Annotated in this window: 20 protein-coding genes; 14 read left to right on the forward strand and 6 right to left on the reverse strand. The window is 63.2% G+C overall.

Translation table 11 applies throughout. From position 1 onward, the window contains the following. Positions 1–91 precede the first annotated feature (91 nt). From trpE to BPHYT_RS17415, 6 genes are all read left to right on the forward strand, one after another. Positions 92–1,585 carry an anthranilate synthase component I gene (gene trpE, locus BPHYT_RS17390; RefSeq protein ID WP_012434447.1) on the forward strand — a complete coding sequence of 498 codons (1,494 nt, stop codon included), beginning with the start codon at positions 92–94 and terminating at the stop codon, positions 1,583–1,585. Positions 1,586–1,598: 13 nt separating this feature from the next. Then, positions 1,599–2,201, forward strand: coding sequence for an aminodeoxychorismate/anthranilate synthase component II (locus tag BPHYT_RS17395; RefSeq protein ID WP_012434448.1), 603 nt, complete (start codon positions 1,599–1,601; stop codon positions 2,199–2,201). Between the two features lie 17 nt (positions 2,202–2,218). After that, positions 2,219–3,250, forward strand: a complete 1,032-nt coding sequence (trpD, locus tag BPHYT_RS17400; protein ID WP_041759042.1) for an anthranilate phosphoribosyltransferase — start codon at positions 2,219–2,221, stop codon at positions 3,248–3,250. 30 nt (positions 3,251–3,280) lie between these two features. Then, positions 3,281–4,066: an indole-3-glycerol phosphate synthase TrpC gene (gene trpC, locus BPHYT_RS17405; RefSeq protein WP_012434450.1), complete on the forward strand. Its 786-nt coding sequence runs from the start codon at positions 3,281–3,283 to the stop codon at positions 4,064–4,066. A gap of 46 nt (positions 4,067–4,112) precedes the next feature. Continuing rightward, positions 4,113–4,739 carry a CYTH domain-containing protein gene (locus tag BPHYT_RS17410; RefSeq protein WP_012434451.1) on the forward strand — a complete coding sequence of 209 codons (627 nt, stop codon included), beginning with the start codon at positions 4,113–4,115 and terminating at the stop codon, positions 4,737–4,739. An 84-nt stretch (positions 4,740–4,823) separates the two neighbouring features. Then, positions 4,824–5,669 (forward strand): uracil-DNA glycosylase, encoded by an 846-nt coding sequence (locus tag BPHYT_RS17415; protein ID WP_041758595.1) that lies wholly within the window; start codon positions 4,824–4,826, stop codon positions 5,667–5,669. A 128-nt stretch (positions 5,670–5,797) separates the two neighbouring features. Here BPHYT_RS17415 and BPHYT_RS17420 read toward each other — a convergent pair whose 3' ends face one another. The 5 genes from BPHYT_RS17420 to BPHYT_RS17440 all read right to left on the reverse strand — a co-directional run bounded on the left by BPHYT_RS17420 (position 5,798) and on the right by BPHYT_RS17440 (position 10,927). Continuing rightward, a complete protein-coding gene (locus BPHYT_RS17420; protein WP_012434453.1) occupies positions 5,798–6,394 on the reverse strand; it encodes an FMN-dependent NADH-azoreductase in 597 nt (198 codons plus the stop codon). A 154-nt stretch (positions 6,395–6,548) separates the two neighbouring features. Continuing rightward, complete coding sequence (locus BPHYT_RS17425; RefSeq protein WP_012434454.1) at positions 6,549–8,339, reverse strand: M61 family metallopeptidase; 1,791 nt, start codon at positions 8,337–8,339, stop codon at positions 6,549–6,551. Positions 8,340–8,433: 94 nt separating this feature from the next. After that, entirely contained in the window at positions 8,434–9,159 is a 726-nt protein-coding gene (locus BPHYT_RS17430) for a DsbC family protein (protein ID WP_012434455.1), read from the reverse strand. Between the two features lie 127 nt (positions 9,160–9,286). Then, entirely contained in the window at positions 9,287–10,459 is a 1,173-nt protein-coding gene (locus BPHYT_RS17435; RefSeq protein WP_012434456.1) for a UbiH/UbiF family hydroxylase, read from the reverse strand. A gap of 102 nt (positions 10,460–10,561) precedes the next feature. Beyond that, the gene (locus tag BPHYT_RS17440) at positions 10,562–10,927 is read right to left on the reverse strand and encodes a hypothetical protein (protein WP_012434457.1); all 366 of its coding nucleotides are present in this window, start codon (positions 10,925–10,927) and stop codon (positions 10,562–10,564) included. A gap of 316 nt (positions 10,928–11,243) precedes the next feature. On the opposite strand from BPHYT_RS17440, the gene ychF reads away from it, so the two are divergent. Then, positions 11,244–12,338, forward strand: a complete 1,095-nt coding sequence (ychF, locus tag BPHYT_RS17445; RefSeq protein WP_012434458.1) for a redox-regulated ATPase YchF — start codon at positions 11,244–11,246, stop codon at positions 12,336–12,338. 96 nt (positions 12,339–12,434) lie between these two features. Here the strand turns inward: ychF and BPHYT_RS17450 are convergent, their stop codons facing one another. Continuing rightward, the gene (locus BPHYT_RS17450; RefSeq protein WP_238535663.1) at positions 12,435–13,331 is read right to left on the reverse strand and encodes a glycerophosphodiester phosphodiesterase family protein; all 897 of its coding nucleotides are present in this window, start codon (positions 13,329–13,331) and stop codon (positions 12,435–12,437) included. A 389-nt stretch (positions 13,332–13,720) separates the two neighbouring features. On the opposite strand from BPHYT_RS17450, the gene ugpB reads away from it, so the two are divergent. The 7 genes from ugpB to BPHYT_RS17485 all read left to right on the forward strand — a co-directional run bounded on the left by ugpB (position 13,721) and on the right by BPHYT_RS17485 (position 21,698). Further along, positions 13,721–15,046, forward strand: coding sequence for a sn-glycerol-3-phosphate ABC transporter substrate-binding protein UgpB (gene ugpB / locus BPHYT_RS17455; protein ID WP_012434460.1), 1,326 nt, complete (start codon positions 13,721–13,723; stop codon positions 15,044–15,046). Between the two features lie 69 nt (positions 15,047–15,115). Continuing rightward, on the forward strand, positions 15,116–16,000 hold the full coding sequence (gene ugpA, locus BPHYT_RS17460; protein ID WP_012434461.1) for a sn-glycerol-3-phosphate ABC transporter permease UgpA: 885 nt from the start codon (positions 15,116–15,118) through the stop codon (positions 15,998–16,000). Continuing rightward, positions 15,997–16,842: a sn-glycerol-3-phosphate ABC transporter permease UgpE gene (ugpE, locus tag BPHYT_RS17465; RefSeq protein ID WP_012434462.1), complete on the forward strand. Its 846-nt coding sequence runs from the start codon at positions 15,997–15,999 to the stop codon at positions 16,840–16,842. Before ugpA ends, ugpE begins: the two co-directional genes overlap by 4 nt. A gap of 91 nt (positions 16,843–16,933) precedes the next feature. After that, the gene (locus BPHYT_RS17470; RefSeq protein WP_012434463.1) at positions 16,934–18,022 is read left to right on the forward strand and encodes a sn-glycerol-3-phosphate import ATP-binding protein UgpC; all 1,089 of its coding nucleotides are present in this window, start codon (positions 16,934–16,936) and stop codon (positions 18,020–18,022) included. A 49-nt stretch (positions 18,023–18,071) separates the two neighbouring features. Then, positions 18,072–18,371 carry a DUF3761 domain-containing protein gene (locus tag BPHYT_RS17475; protein ID WP_012434464.1) on the forward strand — a complete coding sequence of 100 codons (300 nt, stop codon included), beginning with the start codon at positions 18,072–18,074 and terminating at the stop codon, positions 18,369–18,371. A gap of 233 nt (positions 18,372–18,604) precedes the next feature. After that, a complete protein-coding gene (gene ettA / locus BPHYT_RS17480; RefSeq protein ID WP_012434465.1) occupies positions 18,605–20,269 on the forward strand; it encodes an energy-dependent translational throttle protein EttA in 1,665 nt (554 codons plus the stop codon). A 307-nt stretch (positions 20,270–20,576) separates the two neighbouring features. Then, entirely contained in the window at positions 20,577–21,698 is a 1,122-nt protein-coding gene (locus BPHYT_RS17485) for a DUF748 domain-containing protein (RefSeq protein ID WP_012434467.1), read from the forward strand. The last annotated feature ends 9 nt before the right edge of the window (positions 21,699–21,707 follow it).

The raw sequence follows: 21,707 nt of genomic DNA on the forward strand, positions 1-21,707 counted from the left end.
GTCGATACGTCGAACGAACGCCTGACCGGCCGCGCAATGACCCGCTTTGTCCGACGCACGCTGCCGCCGGATCACCGTACAGGATCGGAACATGACCGAACTCGAATTCCAGTCCCTCGCCAATGAGGGCTTCAACCGCATTCCGCTGATCGCCGAAGCGCTCGCCGACCTCGAAACGCCGCTCTCGCTATACCTGAAACTCGCGCAGAGCGAGCGCAACGGCGCCAACTCGTTCCTGCTGGAGTCGGTGGTGGGCGGCGAACGGTTCGGCCGCTATTCGTTTATCGGCCTGCCGGCGCGCACGCTGCTGCGCACCCGCAACGGCGTGTCGGAAGTAGTGCGCGACGGCAAGGTCGTCGAAACGCACGAGGGCGACCCGCTCGAATTCATCCAGCAATTCCAGGGCCGCTTCAAAGTGGCGCAGCGCCCCGGCTTGCCGCGCTTCGCGGGCGGACTGGCCGGCTATTTCGGCTACGACGCGGTGCGCTACATCGAGAAAAAGCTTGCGCACACGGCGCCGAAAGACGATCTGAATCTGCCCGACATCCAGCTGCTGCTGACTGAAGAGGTCGCGGTGATCGACAACCTCGCGGGCAAGCTCTATCTGGTCGTGTATTCCGACCCGACGCAACCCGAGGCGTACACGAAAGCCAAGCAGCGTCTGCGTGAACTGCGTCAGCGCTTGCGCACGACCGTGCAACCGCCGGTCACGTCAGCCAGCGTGCGCACCGAGACCTACCGCGAGTTCGCCAAAGACGATTACCTGGCGGCCGTGCGCAAGGCGAAGGAATATATCGCCGCCGGCGAACTGATGCAGGTGCAGGTTGGCCAGCGCCTGACCAAGCCGTACCGCGACAATCCGCTTTCGCTGTACCGCGCGCTGCGCTCGCTGAATCCGTCGCCGTATATGTACTACTACAATTTCGGAGACTTCCACGTGGTGGGCGCGTCGCCGGAAATTCTGGTGCGCCAGGAAAAGCGCGGCGAAGATCGCATCGTCACGATCCGGCCGCTCGCCGGCACGCGTCCGCGTGGCAATACGCCGGAACGCGACGCCGAACTCGCGACCGAACTGCTGAACGATCCGAAGGAAATCGCCGAACACGTCATGCTGATCGACCTCGCGCGCAACGACGTGGGCCGCATCGCGCAGATCGGCTCGGTGGTCGTCACCGACAAGATGGTGATCGAAAAGTACTCGCATGTGCAGCACATCGTGAGTTCGGTCGAAGGCAAGCTGAAACCCGGCACCACCAATTTCGACGTGCTGCGCGCCACCTTCCCGGCCGGCACGCTGTCCGGCGCGCCGAAGGTCCGCGCAATGGAACTGATCGACGAACTGGAGCCCATCAAGCGCGGCCTGTACGGCGGTGCGGTCGGCTACCTGTCGTTCACCGGTGAAATGGATCTGGCCATCACGATCCGCACCGGCGTGATCGCGAACGGCAATCTGTATGTGCAGGCGGCAGCGGGTGTAGTCGCGGATTCGGTGCCGGAATCCGAATGGCAAGAGACCGAGAACAAGGCGCGCGCTGTGTTGCGCGCCGCCGAGCAAGTTCAAGACGGCCTCGATAGCGACTTCTGACCGGAGACACACCATGCTGCTCATGATCGACAACTACGACTCGTTCACCTACAACCTGGTGCAGTACTTCGGCGAACTCGGCGAAGACGTGCGCACCTATCGGAACGACGAAATCACGCTGGACGAAATTGCGAAGCTCAACCCGGAGCGCATCTGCCTGTCGCCCGGTCCGAGCAACCCGCAACACGCCGGCATCACGCTCGACGTGCTGCGCGAATTCAGCGGCAAGACGCCGATTCTCGGCGTGTGCCTCGGCCATCAGGCCATCGGCGAAGCCTTCGGCGGGCGCGTGGTGCGTGCGCAAACCATCATGCACGGCAAGGTCAGCACGATCGAAACCGACTGCAAAGGCGTGTTCGCCGACCTGCCGAAACACTTCGTGGTGACCCGCTATCACTCGCTCGCGATCGAACGCGAATCGCTGCCCGACTGCCTCGAAGTGTCCGCGTGGACCGAAGACGGCGAGATCATGGGCGTGCGTCACAAGGAGCTGGCCGTCGAAGGCGTGCAGTTCCACCCTGAGTCGATCCTGTCCGAACACGGCCACGCGCTGCTCGAAAACTTCGTGAAGCAGTCGAAGCTCGCCGGCGCGCAAACGTCCAATCGCAACGCTTGATGAAGAGAGACGACATCATGACGATTACGCCCCAGGAAGCGCTGCAACGGACCATCGAGCACCGCGAGATTTTCCACGACGAAATGCTGCATTTGATGCGGCTCATCATGCGCGGCGAACTCTCGCCCGTGATGGCGGCCGCGATCATCACCGGCTTGCGTGTCAAAAAAGAGACCATCGGCGAAATCACCGCCGCCGCCACGGTGATGCGCGAGTTTGCCCGGCACGTCGAGGTGCAGGACAACTCGAACTTCGTCGATATCGTCGGCACCGGCGGCGACGGCTCGCACACCTTCAACATTTCCACGGCAACCATGTTCGTTTCGGCCGCGGCCGGCGCCAAGGTCGCGAAACACGGTGGCCGCGGCGTATCGAGCAAGTCGGGCAGCGCGGACGTGCTCGAAGCGCTCGGCGTGAATATCGATCTGCAGCCGGAACAGGTGGCGGCGTCGATTGCGGAAACCGGCATGGGCTTCATGTTCGCGCCGAACCATCATCCGGCCATGAAGAACATTGCGCCGGTTCGCCGCGAACTCGGCGTGCGGACCATCTTCAATATTCTCGGGCCGCTGACCAATCCGGCCGGCGCACCGAATCAATTGATGGGCGTGTTCCACGGCGACCTCGTCGGCATTCAGGTGCGCGTGATGCAACGTCTCGGCGCGAAGCACGTGCTAGTGGTGTACGGTATGGACGGCATGGACGAAGTCTCGCTCGGCGCGGCGACGCAGGTCGGCGAGTTGCGCGACGGCCAGATCCACGAGTACGAGATTCATCCGGAAGACTTCGGCATGCAGATGGTGTCGAACCGCACGCTGAAAGTGGCCGACGCCACCGAATCCAAAGCGATGCTGCTCGACGCGCTCGACAACAAGCCTGGCGTCGCCCGCGAAATCGTCACGCTGAACGCGGGCACCGCCTTGTATTCGGCGAACGTGGCTTCGTCGATCGCGGACGGCATTCAGTTGGCGCGCGAAGCGATCGCGAGCGGCAAGGCACGAGCCAAGGTGGACGAACTCGTTCGCTTTACCCAGCAATTCAAGCACTGATCAAGTAGCCATCAACGTAGCGAGACACTTATGAGCGACATCCTCGACCGTATCATCGCGGTCAAACGCGAAGAAGTCCGCGCGGCCGAACAGAGCGCGCCGCTCGAAGAGCTGCGCCTCGAAGCGTCGTCGCGCGACATTCGCGACTTCGTCGGCGCATTGCGCGCGAAACACACGGCAGGCCTCGCCGCCGTCATCTCCGAAGTCAAGAAAGCGAGCCCGTCGAAAGGCGTGTTGCGCGAGCACTTCGTGCCGGCCGAGATCGCGCGTTCGTACGAAAAGCACGGCGCGGCCTGCCTGTCCGTGCTCACCGACGTGCAATTCTTCCAGGGCAGTGTCGCGTATCTGGAGGAAGCGCGTGCGGCCTGCAATTTGCCGGTGCTGCGCAAGGACTTCATCGTCGACCCGTACCAGATCGTCGAAGCGCGCGCGATGGGCGCCGACGCGATCCTGCTGATCGCCGCCGCGCTCGAAACGTCGCAGATGCAGGACCTGGAAGCGCTCGCGCATTCGCTCGGTCTCGCCGTGCTGGTCGAAGTGCACGATCACGACGAGCTGATGGAATCGCTCACACTGAAAACGCCGTTGATCGGCATCAACAACCGCAATCTGCGCACCTTCGAGACCTCGATCGAAACGACGATCGGCATGCTCGAAGCGATTCCGGACGACCGCATCGTCGTCACGGAGTCGGGCATTCTGTCGCGCGCCGATGTGGAGCGCCTGCGTGCGATGGACGTGCACACGTTCCTCGTCGGCGAGGCGTTCATGCGCGCGAACGAGCCGGGCGTGGAGCTTGCCCGGATGTTTTTCTGAGCACAGTGTCAAGACGCGGCACGCGACGCACGTAGCGGAGCAGATCATGGGCATGGAACGCGAAATCAAATTGGCGCTGCCGCCCGCGCAGGTGGAAGCGGCGACGCGTTGGTTCGTCGCGCGCACCGGCGCGCAGGGTCGTCCGATCAAGCTGGTGAATATTTACTTCGACACGCCAGCGTTGGCGCTGGCGGGTTCGAAAAGCGCCTTGCGTTTGCGGCAGACGCCGGACGGCTGGCTGCAAACCTTCAAGACGGTGGGCAACGCCAACAATGGTTTGCACAGCCGGCATGAATGGGAAATGCCGGTAGCCGGCGAAAAACTGGAGATCGACGCGTTGCTGCGCGACTGCGACGAGCCGTCCGCCGCAGACGCGTTGCGTCAAGCCGCGCCTGAGCTGACAGAACTGTTCCGCACGAATTTCACCCGGACGCTGTGGCATGTCGAAGTAGACGGCTCGGACATCGAAGCGGCCATCGATCAAGGCGACGTGTTCGCCGAGGTCGACGGCGAAACGCGCCGCGCGCCGATCTCGGAAGTCGAGCTCGAACTGAAGTCCGGCGACGAAGCCGCGCTTCACACGCTCGCAGCGGAACTCGGCAAACAGATACCCGGCCTCGCGCCAGACAACATCAGCAAGGCGCAGCGAGGTTACAAGTTGCGCGTTGACTGAGGCGCGGTAAAGCGACCCGGCAAACGCGACAAGCGACCGACCACACCTTGAGCAACGCCGCGTTTGCTGCGACACTTCCCCGCCATGACCTCCGCTTCCCGCACCCGCTCCAGTTCGTCGCAAGCTTCGCTGTTCGGCGACGCCACACCCACAGCAGCCAAGGCTGTCATGACGACCACCCAGCCGCAGCAATCCGGCGCGAGTGCGCCGCCGCCGACGCTCGAAGCGCAATTCGATGCCCTGCCGCCCGCATGGCGCACGCATCTCAAACCGTTCATCGAAAGCGACGCCTACGCGCCGCTCTGCCGTTTCGTCGATGGCGAACGCGCCGCCGGCAAAACCGTCTATCCCGCCGACGTGTTCCGCGCGCTGCGTCTGACCAGTCCCGATGACGTCAAAGTCGTCATCCTCGGCCAGGACCCGTACCACGGCGAAGACCGCGGCACACCGCAAGCGCACGGACTCGCATTCTCCGTAGCGCCGAACGTGCGCACGCCGCCGTCGCTGCGCAATATTTTCAAGGAGATCGCCGCCAGCCTCGGCCACGAGACGCCGCGTCACGGCTGTCTCGACACATGGGCGAAGCAAGGCGTGCTGCTGCTGAATACGGTGCTGACCGTCGAGCGTGACTCGGCCGCCAGCCACGCGAAACGCGGCTGGGAAAAATGCACCGACACGCTGATCCATGAACTGGCCATGCGCCATGACGGCCTGGTGTTCATGCTATGGGGCGCGCATGCGCAAGCCAAGCGCGCGCTGCTCGGCGGCAAGTCGCATTGCGTGCTGGAAGCGCCGCATCCGTCGCCGCTGTCGGCGCATCGCGGTTTTCTCGGTTGCGGGCATTTCGCAAAGGCCAACGACTATCTCGCGCAGCATGGCCGTGAACCGATCGACTGGCGTTTGCCCGACGAAGCGCAAATGCTCGCGTAAGAACCGACGGCGATAGGCAGCCAAGCGTCACACAGCCACGCCACAAAACAAAAACGCCACGGACTCAAAGATCCGCGGCGTTTTTCATTCCGGCAGGCTATTCACCGCATTCAAGCGGCGCAGCCAGATTACGCAGCAGCGATCACTTCACGCGCCGAAGCCAGCGCGGCACCCGCAGCGTCCGGGCCCATGTTCAGGCCTTCAGCGTAGATGAAGTTCACGTCGGTCATGCCGAGGAAGCCGAGGAAGCTCTTCAGGTACGGCGTCTGGCTGTCGTTCGGCGTGCCCAGATACTTGCCGCCGCGTGCCGACACGACGTAAACCTTCTTGCCCTTCACGAGACCTTCCGGACCATTCGCCGTGTACGCGAACGTAATGCCGGCACGGGCGATGAAGTCGAAGTACGTCTTCAGTTGCGACGAGATGCCGAAGTTGTACATCGGCGCGCCGATCACGACGATGTCGGCAGCTTGCAGTTCGGCGATCAGCGCTTCGCTGCGCGCGGCGATCGCGGCTTGCTCGGCGGTGCGTTGGTCGGCCGGCGTGAAGAACGCGCCGAGGACGGCGTCGTCCAGGTGGGGCAGCGGCTCAGCTTGCAGATTACGGACGACGACTTGCGCGCCCGGATTCGATTGTTGCAGCTTGGCGGTCAGTTCGTTGACGAGCAGCGTCGAGTTTGCGCCTTGCGAACGGGCTGCCGAATTGATTTGCAGGATCGTGGTCATGGTTGACTCCAGTTGGGGCGCGCAGTGTTGCGCGAATGGAGCCATTGTGTTTTTTTGCCGCATCCGGAACAAGCCATCCGGCGGCGACGGATTGTTGCACTGATAGAACAATCCGCCCGTCCGGGCCGTCCATTGGAGACGGCCCGGACGACGATCAGCTCGCCAGCCAGCGCTCACGCGCCTTGCGCGCGGCGGGCCGCTTGTCGCTGGCGGTGAGCTTGTAGCGTGCCACCTCGGGCCCATCCAGCTTGACTTGCGTGGTGCGCAGCTCGTCGCGGCGGAACGCGTGTACCTCGACTTTCGCGCCAGGCTGATAGCGCGCGAGCAGCCCGTCAAGATTCGAGCCGGTTACGCGCAGGCCGTCGAGCGCGATCAGCACGTCGCCGGCCGAGAGTCCGGCTTTTTGCGCGGCGCTGCCGTCATGAACCGCCGCCAGCGTGCAATCCGCGCCGCCGCGCACACGCGCGCCGAGCGACGGCTTGCCGTTTTTGTCCAATTCGGGCGCGATGTCGACACCGAACGGCGCAAGCAGCGTGTCGAGCGGCAGATCGCGCGTGCCGTGCACGGCTTCGGCAAACAGCTCGGCCAGCTTCGCGCCGGTCGCTTCCGCGAAAAGCGCCTCGATCTCGTTTTCGTCGACGCCGACCGGTTTGCCACGATAAAAATCGCGGCCAAAGCGCTGCCACAGCAAACGCATCACGTCGTCGAGGGATTTGCGGTTATTGGTTTGCGCGCGGATCGTCAGATCGAACGCGAGCGCGACGAGCGAGCCCTTGGTGTAATAGCTGACGATCGCATTCGGCGCGTTCTCGTCCTGCCGGTAGTACTTGACCCACGCGTCGAACGAGCTTTCGGCGACGGTCTGCTTGAGACGCCCGCTACCGCGCTGCACGCCGCCGATCACCTTGCCGAGCATGCCGAAATAGTCGTCCTGCGAGATCAGGCCGCTGCGCACGAGGATCAGGTCGTCGTAGTAAGAGGTGAAGCCCTCGAACAGCCACAGCAGCGACGTGTAGTTTTCGACGCTCAGATCGTACGGCGCGAACACCGCCGGCTTGATGCGCTTCACGTTCCAGGTGTGGAAATATTCGTGGCTGCACAGGCCGAGGTAGGTTCGATAGCCTTCGGTAAGCGCCTCGCGGCCTTCCACCGGCAGATCGCCGCGATTGCAGATCAGCGCGGTCGAAGCGCGGTGTTCGAGGCCGCCATAACCATCGGTGACGGCTTGGGTCATGAACACGTAGCGATCAACCGGCGCCTTCTTCGACTTCGGCTCGAACAACGCGATCTGCGCTTCGCAAATGCGCTTCAGGTCGGCGGACAGACGCGCCATGTCCAGGCCAACCACGCGCCCGGCGATCACGATGTCGTGCGGCACGCCATGCGCCTTGAACGTCGCTAGTGCGAATTCGCCGAGTGTGACCGGATGATCGATCAGTTCGTCGTAGTTCTGCGCGCGATACTCGCCGAAGCCATACCGCTTCGTACCACGCGCTTCCGGCAACGCGGTCGCGACACGCCAGTTGCGATACGCCGCGCCCTCGGGCTTCTGAATGTCGACCACGCACTGCGCCTCTTCGTGACCGAGCGGCGAGAGAAACACGCTCGTGCCGTTGAAAAAGCCCGTCGTATCGTCGAGATGCGCCGCGCGCACCGACAGATCCCATGCATAGACCTCGTAGCGCAGCGTCAGCGCGCCCTTGACCGGCGCGGCTTGCCATGTGTGCTTGTCGGTCTTTTCGACACGCACCTTGCGGCCCGCGTCGTTGAAGGCGCGCAGCGTGACGATGTTGCGCGCGAACTCGCGCACCATGTAGCTGCCCGGAATCCACACCGGCAGCATGAAACGCTGGCCGGCCGGATCGGGATCGGCGACGGTCACGGTGACTTCGAACAGGTGGGCGGCGGGTTGCTTGGGAACGATGGTGTAGCGGATCGGCTTCATCGGCGGCAATTAGAAGAGGTCGGGCGGGGATGTTCGGGCTTGATGCGAAAGGAGGCGCACGACGCGCCTCCTTTGCTTGCTTTGTCGTGCGTGCTCAGTGCACCGCGGACATTTCCTTGTCCAGCCGGTCAGCCGGCACGGCGCCGGGCAGACGGCGGCCGTCGGCGAGAAACACCGTGGGCGTGCCGTCGACGTTCATGGCGTGGCCGAGCGCGAGGTTCTTGTCGATCGCGGCGGTGTCGCAGGTGCCGGCGGCGGTGGGCGCCTGGTGATCCTGCATCCACGACTCCCAGGCCTTCGCGCGATCCGTCGAGCACCAGATCGACTTCGACTTGGCAGTCGAATCCGGCGACAACACCGGGTACAGGAAGGTGTAGACCGTCACATTGTCGATCGACTTGAGCGACGTTTCGAGCTGCTTGCAGTACGGACAGTTCGGATCGGAGAACACGGCGATCTTGCGCGCGCCGTTGCCCTTCACGACCTTCACCGCGTTGCCGAACGGCAGGCTCGCGAAATCGATACGGTTGGTTTCCGACAGGCGCGCTTCGGTCAGATTCTTGCGGGTCTTGGCGTCGACCATGTCGCCGAGCAACAGGTAGTCGCCATTCGCGTCGCTATAGACGATCTGCGTGCCGAGGTTCACTTCGTACAGGCCGGCAATCGGCGACTTCGTCACGCTCTTGATCGACACGTCGGCGAGCCGCGTTTGCAGCGTGGCCTTGAGCTTGTCGGTGGTCTGGTCGGCCTGCGCGGAGCAGCCGATCGTGACGGCGGCGATGGCAAGCACGGCGGCTGCCATGCGGAAAGTTTTTTTCATGCTGAATTCCTGGTTCAATCGCGCGATGCGCGCAGTGCTCATTTCCTGACGTTTCCGGTCTGACTGGAACGGCGTCCATCCGTTCATGATACCTGTCTCGCCGGCCGCGGCATGCCGGCCGGATGCTTCAACCCAGCGCGGCCGATACCAGCCAGCGTTTGATGAACGGCTGCGCCCCGACAAACGCCATGCCGGTGTTGCGCAACACCTTGGCAAACGGACCGGGGACGGAGAAGAGTTTTTGCAGGCCGTCTGTAGCGATCATCAGCGCGCGGATGTCCTCGCGGCGGGAGCGTTCGTAGCGGCGCAGCAGCACCATGTCGCCGAGATCGCGGAACGACTCCTTGCCCGCGACGGTATCAGCGAGCGCCGCGACGTCGCGCAAGCCGAGGTTCATGCCCTGTCCAGCCAACGGATGAATCAGGTGCGCGGCGTCGCCGACCAGCGCGACGCGCGGCGCCACCAGCCGGTCGACCGTTTGCAGCGCGAGCGGGAAGCCTTGCGCGGGCGTCACGCAATCGAGCGCGCCGAACTGGCCGCCGGTCACGCGTTCCACTTCAGCGGCGAGTTGCGCCGGATCGAGCGCGACCAGCTGCTCCGCGTGCTCGGTGCGCGCCGACCAGACCAGCGAGACGTGACCGTCCGGCATGGGCAGCAGCGCGATGATCTCGCCGTCCTTGAACCATTGGTACGCGGTCTCGCTGTGCGGTTTTTCCGCCTTGAAATTGGCGACAACACCGGTTTGCTTATAGTCGCGCCGGACCATTTTCGAGCCGATTTGCGCGCGCACCCACGAATGCGCGCCGTCCGCGCCGACCACCAGATCGGCGTCGAGTACATTGCCGTTGGCGAGGCCGACGCTGGCGCTGTCGCTGGTGAAGTCGAGCGCCTGAGCGCGCGTGTCGATCCAGGTGAGATTCGGCTGGAAGCGCAGCGCCGCATCCAGCGCACGCTCGATCACCGACGATTCGACGATCCACGCCAGTTGCGGCACCGAAGCCTGGAACGCGGAGAAATGCAGTTCGGCGTGCGCATCGCCATAAACGCGCATGTCGTAGACCGGCCCAAGCCGCGCCAGATCGAGCGCCTGCCACACTCGCAAACGCTCCAGCAAAGCCTGCGAGCTCGACGACAGCGCGTAGACCCGCGAATCGAAGGCGGCGCCGGCGGGCAGCGCCGCGCAAGGTTGCGCGAGCAGCGCCACGCGCAGTCCGCCTTGTGTCAGCGCGAGCGCCGCGGTCTTGCCGACGAGCCCGCCGCCGATCACGGCGGCATCAAAGGTCTGGTGGTGTGCGTTCATCCGCGCATTATAGCCGTGGGGGTTGCGGGGGACGGATCGATGCACACGGCGTTTGCGCCCGCGTTTGAGCCCGGGTTTGCGCCCGAACAACCGGGCCAATGTTTACAGGTGGCCGGCCGCCGCCAGCGGCGCGTTCGCTTCGCGCAGCCGCGTGAATTCGCGCTCAGAAGATAGGAGCCGCCACGCGCTCGCCTCGAGGTCGGCCTTGCGCTCCCGCTGATCGCCACGCACGGCGCAGTCGGGGAAGATGCGGTCGTACACGCGCCAGAGTGAGTCGAAGTCGTTGGCGTCCGCGAATTGCGCGATCTGCTTTTTGTCGTCCAGCGTTAAACGGCTTGAGAGGCAGTTGACCGTCTGCCGGTCGGAGTTCGCCTGAGCGTCGTCGAAGTTCGGCGACACCCATGACGCAATCGCGCTGCCCACCGCGACGACAGCCACACCCGTGAAGACCCACCGTATTGTTCTCATTTTTGCCTCGGATTCGGGCTCTGGCGGCCCTGAACGGGCGATTCTACAGTGCGTCCGAGGAAACCTTACCTGAACCTTGCAACCGCGGACCGAGCGGCGAGCTCCGCTTTCCCGCAGCCGCACCGGTGAGCCGATCCGAACGGGTTACAATTGCGCTTTCCGTGAAAACTCGCACCCGGTCGTCGAGCAACGCCCCGATCCGGTGTCTTGTCCCGCTCCGCTGCACTGGTCCGCCACGCCACTCGCGAAGGCTTCTCGAATCCTGCACACAGCGTCGAGCGCATCACGCAACTTACTGATTCACTGAAGGATTTCCATGAGCCTCAAATGCGGCATCGTCGGCCTGCCTAACGTCGGCAAGTCCACCCTGTTCAACGCGCTGACCAAGGCGGGCATCGCCGCCGAAAACTATCCGTTCTGCACGATCGAGCCGAATGTCGGCATCGTCGAGGTGCCGGACGCGCGTCTGAAGGCGCTCGCTGAGATCGTCAAGCCGGAGCGCATCCTGCCGGCGGTGGTGGAGTTCGTCGACATCGCCGGTCTCGTGGCGGGCGCGAGCAAGGGCGAAGGTCTGGGCAACCAGTTTCTCGCCAATATCCGCGAAACCGATGCGATCACGCACGTGGTGCGCTGCTTCGAAGACGAGAACGTGATTCACGTCGCGAACAAGATCGATCCGCTGTCGGATATCGAAGTAATCAACACCGAACTGGCGCTGGCCGACCTCGCAACAGTCGAGAAGGCGCTGGCGCGCTATTCGAAGGCCGCCAAGTCGGGTAACGACAAGGAAGCCATCAAGAACGCCGCCGTATTGGAGAAGGTGCGCGCGCAACTCGACCAGGCCAAGCCGGTCCGCGCACTCGACCTCTCGGACGAAGAAAAGGCCACGCTCAAGCCGTTCTGCCTGATCACCGCCAAGCCGACCATGTACGTGGCCAATGTGAAGGAAGACGGCTTCGAGAACAACCCGCATCTGGATGCGGTCGCGAAGCACGCGGCGGCGGAAAATGCGCCGGTCGTCGCCGTATGTGCGGCGATCGAAGCGGAAATCGCCGACCTCGACGAAGCCGACATGGAAGTGTTCCTCGCCGACATGGGCATGGAAGAGCCGGGTCTGAACCGCGTGATCCGCGCCGGCTTCAAGCTGCTGGGTCTGCAAACCTACTTCACGGCCGGCGTGAAGGAAGTGCGCGCGTGGACGATCCATATCGGCGATACGGCGCCGCAGGCCGCGGGCGCGATTCACACGGACTTCGAGCGCGGCTTCATTCGCGCGCAGACGATCGCGTACAACGACTACATCACTTACAAGGGTGAGCAAGGCGCGAAGGAAGCCGGCAAGATGCGCGCGGAAGGCAAGGAATACGTCGTGCATGATGGCGACGTGATGAACTTCCTGTTCAACGTCTGAGCGCCGGCTTCGGCGTGCGGCGGCGGGCGCAAATCTGAACGCCGCCACCCGCAGCAAGTAGCCTCAAGAGAGCCCTCTTTTCGAAGCGGGCTTTTTTTATTGGCCACTGCTTGCCCTAGAACGCGGACAACGCAACGGCAACGCGATACCGTCCCTGATGGCCGCCATTTTCGACGGTGAATCCGCGAGCACCGCATCGAGCCCGAGGCACGCCGCCATACGGTAATGGTCCGCCTCGTTCACCGCGATCGCGACGATCCGCACGCCCGGCTTCTGCCGGAAACAAGCGACCGTTGCCGGCGTCCATAGCGTAGCCTGCACATCCGAGCGCCCCTCCCCCAGCGTGAACTTCTCCACCACCGTCAGCGCGCGATGCAACTCAAACGCGGTCATGGTGCGTTCGGCCGGCGCGTCCACGCACCCCTGATTCAGCAGGACTCGCACGAGACGCTCACGCGTCGCATCGCGCGATTCGAACAGCCGCGCTTGCGGATACGCGGCAAAGCTCCGTTGATAATCCGCTTCGGTCGAATAGATCGACACACGCTGCCACGCGTTTTCTTCATCGAGCACACGCACGACGGCTTGCGTCTGCGGGCCGGCGGGCAGCGCTTTCATATCGAGGATGACCGGCATGGTCGCAGGCGTGGCATGCAGCGCCTCGCGCAGCGTCGGAATTCCCACAGGATGATCGCGGTACGGATACGCCTCTGCGCGGCGGAAATTCCAGCCGGCATTGACGCGGGCAAGCTCAGCGGCGGTATAGGTGAACACCGGCCCTTTCGCGTCCGTCAATGCCGACAGATCGGCCGGCCGATACAGAACCGGCACGCCGTCCTTGCTCAGCTGCACGGTCAGCCACATCGCGTCGGCACGATGCTCGATCGACAGGTGGATCGCATCGAGCGTGTTCTCCGGCGCATCGCCCGTGCCGCCGCGATGCGCGATGATCGCCGGCAATGAGTTCGCCTGCGTGACGGCATCGGTATTCATGACGGGCGTGAGTGAACAACCGGCCAGAACGAAGCCCGCCATCCAGCTACCTGCCGCCAACCGCACTGAAGGACTCAGCATCTGCAATCCTGATTAATACGCACCGTGACGTAACGTACACGAATCCACCAGCGCGACTCAAACTCACCTTCATCAAGCGCGTCGCGCAAACGGCCGCGTGCAGCAGGCAAGGCCCGCCCCGGCCTTACGCGGATATTCGCTTTCCATCCCCGGTTGTTTCCGTTTTGTGACACCAGTGTTAAATTGCGGCATTCGGCGTCCGCTAAAAAATGGGACACCCCGTCCGGCCACCGTCGCTGGACTGTCATCGAACACAAATAGAATCGCGCGATTCGCATCTGCGCCCGTTTCGCCAAGGAGACAAATCGATGAGTTTCAAGCCGCTAATCCGTTCGCTTTCCCTTGCCGCCGTATTGAGCGTCGGCCTCAGCCAGGCGGCTCACGCCGCGACTGAGATCCAGTTCTGGCACGGCATGGAAGCCGCGCTGGGCGAACGGCTGAACGACATCGCCAACGCGTTCAACGCATCGCAAAGCGACTACAAGATCGTGCCGGTCTTCAAAGGCACCTACGATCAGACGCTCGCCGCGGGCATCGCCGCGTATCGTAGCGGCAATGCGCCGGCCATCCTGCAGGTCTACGAAGTCGGCACCGCCACGATGATGCAGGCGAAGAAGGCGGTGATCCCCGTCTCGGAAGTGTTCAAGCAAGCCGGCGTGCCGCTCGATGAGAAGGCCTTCGTGCCGACCATCGCCAGCTATTACAGCGACGCCAAAACCGGCGAGCTGATCTCGATGCCGTTCAACAGCTCGACGCCGGTGCTGTACTACAACAAGGACGCCTTCAAGAAAGCCGGCCTCGACCCGAACCAGCCGCCGAAAACCTGGGCCGAATTGCAGACCGACGCGCAGAAGCTGAAGGCGTCGGGCATGGCCTGCGGCTATTCGTCGGGCTGGCAGAGCTGGATTCAGCTCGAAAACTACAGCGCGTGGCACGGCGCGCCGTTCGCGTCGAAGAACAATGGCTTCGACGGCCCGGACGCGCAACTGGAATTCAACAAGCCGCTGCAGGTCGCGCATATCCAGTTCCTGCAGAACATGCAGAAGGAAGGCACGTTCACCTACGTCGGCCGCAAGGACGAACCGGTGTCGAAGTTCTATAGCGGCGACTGCGGGATCATCACCAACTCGTCGGGATCGCTCGCCACGATCAAGAAGTACGCGAAGTTCAACTTCGGCACCGGCATGATGCCGTACGACGCAAGCGTGAAGGGCGCGCCGCAGAACGCGATCATCGGCGGAGCGAGCCTGTGGGTGCTGTCGGGCAAGGATCCGGCCGTCTATAAGGGCGTGGCGAAATTCCTTTCGTACCTGTCGTCGGCGCCGGTTGCCGCGAAGTGGCATCAGGACACCGGCTATCTGCCGGTCACCACCGCCGCTTATCAACTTACCCAGCAGCAAGGCTTCTACGACAAGAATCCGGGCAGCGACACTGCCATCAAACAGATGCTCAACAAGCCGCCGCTGCCGTACACCAAGGGCTTGCGTCTGGGCAACATGCCGCAGATCCGCACGGTCATCGACGAAGAACTCGAACAGGTATGGGCACAGAAGAAGACGCCGCAACAGGCGCTCGACGCCTCGGTCTCGCGTGGCGATGAACTGCTGCGCCGCTTCGAAAAAGCCGGCAATTAAACGGCCGCCGGCAGGGTTCGGTGCACTCGCACCGAACCCCTGGTTGCACCAGAACCTTGGAATTCATCGATGGAAAAGCGCTCCAGCTTCGGCACCAGTCTGCTGCCCTACCTGCTCGTCGCGCCACAACTCGCAATTACGCTGCTGTTCTTTCTGTGGCCGGCCGGTGAAGCGCTCTGGCAATCCACGCAAAGCCAGGATGCGTTCGGCACGTCGAGCGAGTTTGTCGGCCTCGCCAATTTCAAGCAGCTATTTGCCGACCCGCTTTACCTGTCGTCGTTTTATACGACGCTGATCTTCTGCGCGCTGGTCACCGTGTCGGGACTCGTGATCTCGCTGCTGCTCGCGGTCTGCGCCGATCGCGTGACGCGCGGCGCCAAGACTTATCAGACGCTGCTGATCTGGCCGTACGCGGTTGCGCCCGCGATCGCGGCGGTGTTGTGGTCGTTCCTGTTCAATCCGAGCATCGGCCTCGTCACCTACGCGCTGGCCAAATACGGCATCGTGTGGAATCACGCGCTGAACGCGGGCCAGGCGATGTTCCTCGTGGTGCTGGCCTCCGTCTGGAAACAGGTCAGCTATAACTTTCTGTTCTTCTACGCGGGCTTGCAGGCGATTCCGCGCTCACTGATCGAAGCGGCGGCGATCGATGGCGCCGGTCCGGTGCGGCGCTTCTTCGGAATCGCGCTTCCGCTCCTGTCGCCAACCAGTTTCTTCCTGCTGGTGATCAACATTACCTACGCGTTCTTCGACACCTTCCCGGTGATCGACGCCGCTACCGGCGGCGGTCCCGCGCAAGCCACCCGCACGCTGATCTACAAGATCTTCGCCGAAGGTTTCCAAGGGCTCGACATCGGCAGCTCCGGCGCGCAGTCGGTGATTCTGATGGTGATCGTCGTTGCGTTGACGGTCGTGCAATTCCGCTTCATCGAACGCAGGGTTCAATACTCATGATCGAGAACCGCCGCGGTTTCGACCTCTTCTGCCACGCGGTGCTGATTCTCGGCGTCGTGCTGGTGGTGTTTCCGGTGTACGTCGCGTTTTGCGCGGCGACCATGAGCGAGCACGAAGTGTTCAGCGTGCCGCTTTCGCTGGTGCCGAGCACGCATCTGCTTGAAAACATCGCGACCGTGTGGTCGCAAGGCAGCGGCAACGCGGCGGCGCCTTTCGGCCGCATGCTGTTCAACAGCCTCGTGATGGCACTGGTGATTTCGATCGGCAAGATCGCGGTCTCGATGATCTCCGCCTACGCGATCGTGTTCTTCCGTTTTCCGTTTCGCAACCTCGCGTTCTGGCTGATCTTCATCACGCTGATGTTGCCAGTCGAGGTGCGGATCTTCCCGACCGTGCAGGTCGTGTCGTCGATGCATCTGAGCAATACGTATAGCGGTTTGACGTTGCCGCTGATCGCCTCGGCCACCGCGACGTTCCTGTTCCGCCAGTTCTTCATGACGCTGCCGGACGAATTGATGGAAGCGGCGCGCATCGACGGCGCCGGCGCCATGAGGTTCTTCTGGGACGTCGTCTTGCCGCTGTCGAAGACGAACATGGCCGCTCTGTTCGTGATCACGTTCATTTACGGCTGGAATCAATACTTGTGGCCGATTCTGATCACGAGCCAGCAATCGCTGACCACGGCGGTGGTCGGCATCAAAAGCATGATCGCGTCGGGGGACACCGCCACCGAATGGCATCTGGTGATGACCGCGACGCTGCTCGCGATGCTGCCACCGCTCGCAGTCGTGCTGACGATGCAGCGCTGGTTCGTGCGCGGACTCGTGGACGCGGAGAAGTAAGCCGCACCACTTAAGCGAGCTTTTTCCCGGCATCGAAAAAAAACAGACAACACCGCGCGATCCGCGGCACGCAACGAAAGGCTAAAACGGCATGGCTGCACTGACTCTGCAAGGCGTTAAAAAAACCTACGACGGCAAACAGTTCGTGCTACACGGCATCGACGTGGACGTGGCCGACGGCGAGTTCGTCGTGATGGTCGGCCCGTCGGGTTGCGGCAAATCGACCTTGCTGCGAATGGTGGCGGGACTGGAACGCATCTCGGAAGGCAGCATTTCGATCGCCGGCAAAGTGGTCAACCAGCTCGAGCCGAAGGATCGCAACATCGCGATGGTGTTCCAGAACTACGCGTTGTATCCGCATATGAGCGTCGCCGAAAACATGGGCTACGCGCTGAAGATCGCGGGCGTGGACCGCGCGCAGATTGCGAAGCGCGTGGACGCCGCCGCGCAGATTCTCGAACTCGAAGCGCTGCTGCAACGCAAGCCGCGCGAGTTGTCCGGCGGCCAACGACAACGCGTGGCGATGGGCCGCGCGATCGTGCGCGAGCCCGCCGTGTTTCTGTTCGACGAACCGTTGTCGAATCTCGATGCACGTCTGCGCGTGCAAATGCGCCTCGAAATCCAGCGTCTGCACGCGCGGCTCGCCACCACGAGTCTGTACGTGACGCACGATCAGATCGAAGCGATGACGTTGGCGCAACGCGTAATTGTGATGAACAAGGGGCACGCCGAGCAGATCGGCGCGCCGACCGAGGTGTACGAGCGGCCTGCGACGGTATTCGTGGCGAGCTTCATCGGTTCGCCTGGGATGAATCTGCTGGAAGGCCGCGTGTCGGACGACGGCGCGTTTTTCGAAGTGGCCGGCAACGGCCCGAAGCTGCCGCTGACCGACGTCGCGTCGATCGGGCGCGAAGTCGCCAGGGGACGCGAATGGACGCTCGGCATTCGTCCGGAACACATGAGTCCAGGCCAGGCGGATGCGCCTCACGCAACGCTCACCGTCGATTCCTGCGAGCTGCTCGGCGCGGACAACCTGGCGCACGGCCGCTGGGGCAAGCACGACGTGACGGTGCGCTTGCCGCATGCGCATCGGCCCGCGGCGGGTGAAGCGCTGCAGGTGGCGCTGCCCGCGCGGCATCTGCATTTCTTCGATCCGGCGAGCGGACGGCGCGCGAATTGAAGCCCGGCAAAGCGCGTTGGAAGTCAGAACAACAAGCGCAAGAAAAACAATGACAGGCACGATCCGTAACACCCTGCGCTCTTGCGCGGCAGTCGCCGCAGCGCTGCTGTTCAGCGCATCGTCCGCGTTCGCCTACGTAGCGCCAGGCACTACGCCCGACGAAGCGAACCTCAGCAACCACAACAGCTATACCAACCGCGACGGCAACACCGTGCACGCACCGGCCCGCTCGTTATCCGGCAAGGCGCCCGAAGGCGCGACAGCGCGTTGCCGCGACGGCACCTACAGTTTCAGCCGGCATCGCAGCGGCACCTGTTCGAGGCATGGCGGCGTGGCGGATTGGCTTTGAACATCCGAACGGGCCCTGGCCGAACGGACAGCCACTGCCGTGCCGCGCCTGCGCCGAAGTACAATGCCACCTGAACCACCCGCCCGCGCGCGGGGCCTCGCGAAGTTCGACGCCGCGCTTCACGCCGCGCCGGCCGGCGCCGGGCGCTCCACCCGGCTATAACACCGATTACCCATCCACCCACGACCGCCCGCCCCCACGCGGCCGGCGTCGTCAACGTCTATTGCAAGCAAATGGCCCAATACGTCTTCACCATGAACCGGGTCGGCAAGATCGTGCCGCCCAAGCGTCAAATCCTGAAAGACATCTCGCTGTCGTTTTTCCCCGGCGCGAAGATCGGCCTGCTCGGCCTGAACGGCTCGGGCAAGTCGACGCTGATCCGCATCATGGCCGGTGTGGACAAAGACATCGAAGGCGAAGCCACGCCGATGCCGAACCTGAACATCGGCTATCTGCCGCAGGAACCGCAACTCGATCCGAACAAGACGGTGCGTGAAGCAGTCGAGGAAGGTCTCGGCGATGTGTTCGGCGCGCAAAAGAAACTGGACGAAATCTACGCGGCCTACGCCGAACCCGACGCCGACTTCGACGCGCTCGCCGCCGAACAGGCGAAGTACGAAGCGATCCTCGCCACCACCGACGGCAGCGCTGAGCAGCAAATCGAAATCGCCGCCGACGCGCTGCGCCTGCCGGCCTGGGACGCGAAGATCGAACATCTGTCGGGCGGCGAAAAGCGCCGCGTCGCGCTGTGCAAACTGCTGCTCGAAAAGCCGGACATGCTGCTGCTCGACGAGCCGACCAACCACCTGGACGCGGAATCGGTCGACTGGCTCGAGCAGTTCCTCACGCGCTTTCCGGGCACCGTCGTCGCCGTGACCCACGATCGCTACTTCCTGGATAACGCCGCCGAGTGGATTCTCGAACTCGACCGCGGCCATGGCATTCCGTGGAAGGGTAATTATTCGAGCTGGCTCGATCAGAAGGAAGAGCGCCTGAAGCAGGAAGAATCGTCGGAGTCGGCGCGTCAGAAGGCGATCAAGAAAGAACTGGAATGGGTGCGCCAGAACCCGAAGGGCCGTCAGGCGAAGTCGAAGGCGCGTATCGCCCGCTTCGAGGAACTGAATAGCCAGGACTATCAGAAGCGCAATGAAACCTCGGAAATCTTCATCCCGGTCGGCGATCGTCTGGGCAATGAAGTGATCGAGTTCAAGAACGTCAGCAAGTCGTATGGCGACCGTCTGCTGCTCGACGACGTCAGCTTCAAGATTCCGGCGGGCGCGATCGTCGGCATCATCGGACCGAACGGCGCCGGTAAGTCGACGCTGTTCCGCATGCTGACCGGCCGCGAACAGCCGGACTCGGGCGAGATCGTGCAAGGCCCGACCGTCAAGCTCGCGTACGTGGACCAAAGCCGCGACGCGCTGGACGGCTCGAAGACTGTGTTCGAAGAAATTTCGGGCGGCGCCGACGTTCTGACGGTCGGCAAGTACGAAACGCCGTCGCGCGCCTACATTGGCCGCTTCAACTTCAAGGGCGGCGATCAGCAGAAGATCGTCGGCAACCTGTCGGGCGGTGAGCGCGGCCGGCTGCATCTGGCCAAGACGCTGATCGCGGGCGGCAACGTCCTGCTGCTGGACGAGCCGTCGAACGACCTCGACGTCGAAACGCTGCGCGCGCTCGAAGACGCGTTGCTTGAGTTCGCCGGCTCGGTGCTGGTGATTTCGCACGATCGCTGGTTCCTCGACCGGATCGCCACGCACATCCTGGCGTTCGAAGGCGATTCGCAAATCACGTTCTTCGACGGCAACTACCAGGAATACGAAGCGGACAAGCGCGCGCGTCTGGGTGAAGAAGCTGCGCGTCCGAAGCGTCTGCGTTACAAGCCGATCGCGCGATAAGGTCGGACCGGGCGGCCTGCGCGTCGGATTTATTGACGCGCACGCCGCCTCGATGGCCATGTTTCAGCTGCTCGAACGGCGCCGCCTGGCGGCGCAAACCTGGCTCGCGGCGCAAACACACCTAGCCGTCAACCGTGTGAGCGGTAGGGCACACGCATTGCGTGCCATGGCGTGATACACGTCATCGCGGCGGGATGCGTGTATTTCACGTCCCGCCCTGGACAAACATATCTAAGCGCGCGCCCACCCGGCGTGCACACAGGCCGATCACTGCCACACCGCGCGTCGCGGTGACGAGGAGGCAAGCATGGCGATGTCGAAGGGCAAGCGCTGGGCCGTCGCCGTGGGCGGCGTGCTGCTGGTGCTGATCGTCGTCGTGGTCGGCGCCTTGCAGTTCGCGCAACGCGAGGTCAAGGAACGTGTGATCGCGGCGCTCGGTCCCTTGGGCAGCGCCGAAAACATCGAGGTCGGCCTCACTTCGGTTCGTCTCACCAACGTCCTTCTCAAAGCGCCGCCCGGCTGGCCGGCCGGCGATCCGCTCCGAGCCGACGAAATCACCCTCACACCCGACATTCGCGATCTGATCGCGCGGCGCATGCACGTTCGCAGCGTGGTAGTACGCGGCTTCGACATCGCCGTGCTACGCACGAAGGACGGTGCGATTCGCTTGATGCCGAATCTGCGGGAAACGGTGAATCAATCCGACGCCGAAGCCAGCGGCCCGGCAGCGTCCATCCCGCGCGAAAAACAGATCGACCACATCAGCTTCGAGCAAGGCAACTTCCATTTCTACGACATGACGGTCGGGCCGCCCGCGTTCAAAGTCACGGTCAGCAATGCCAACGCGACCGTCGATAATCTGCGCCTGCCTGCGCTCACCGACCCGACCAATGTCAATGTGACGGGCTCGATCAAGGGCCCGACGCATACAGGCACGGTGTCGTTCGGCGGCTGGATCAAGGTCGCCAGCAAGGATTCGCAGACTACGAGCAAGCTGCGCGGCGTCGACATCGTGATGCTCGACCCGTATCTGATCAAGAAAGCGGGCGCCAAGGCGCAAGTGGCGGGCGGCACGATCGATCTCACGGTCGACTCGACGGTGAGCAACTATCAGTTGCACGCACCCGGCACACTAACCATCCACAATCTGCAACTCGCCGACAGTGGCAATCCGCTCGACACCTTCATGTCGATTCCGACCAAGGCGGCGGTCGCCGCGCTCAAGTCGCACAACGGCGACATCACGCTGCATTTCGTGCTGGATGGGAATTTGCGCGACCCGAAATTCTCGGTGCAGGAAGGGCTGATGAAGCGCATCGGCAACGGCTTTGCCAAGGCACTCGGCGTGAGTGTCGAGGACGTGGCAAAGGGCGCGGGAGAAACCGTGAAAGGCTTGGGTAACGCGTTGAAAAATCTGCTTGGGCAGTAGGCCAGGGCA

Origin of the sequence: Paraburkholderia phytofirmans PsJN, assembly GCF_000020125.1 — a bacterium.
Classification (GTDB): domain Bacteria; phylum Pseudomonadota; class Gammaproteobacteria; order Burkholderiales; family Burkholderiaceae; genus Paraburkholderia; species Paraburkholderia phytofirmans.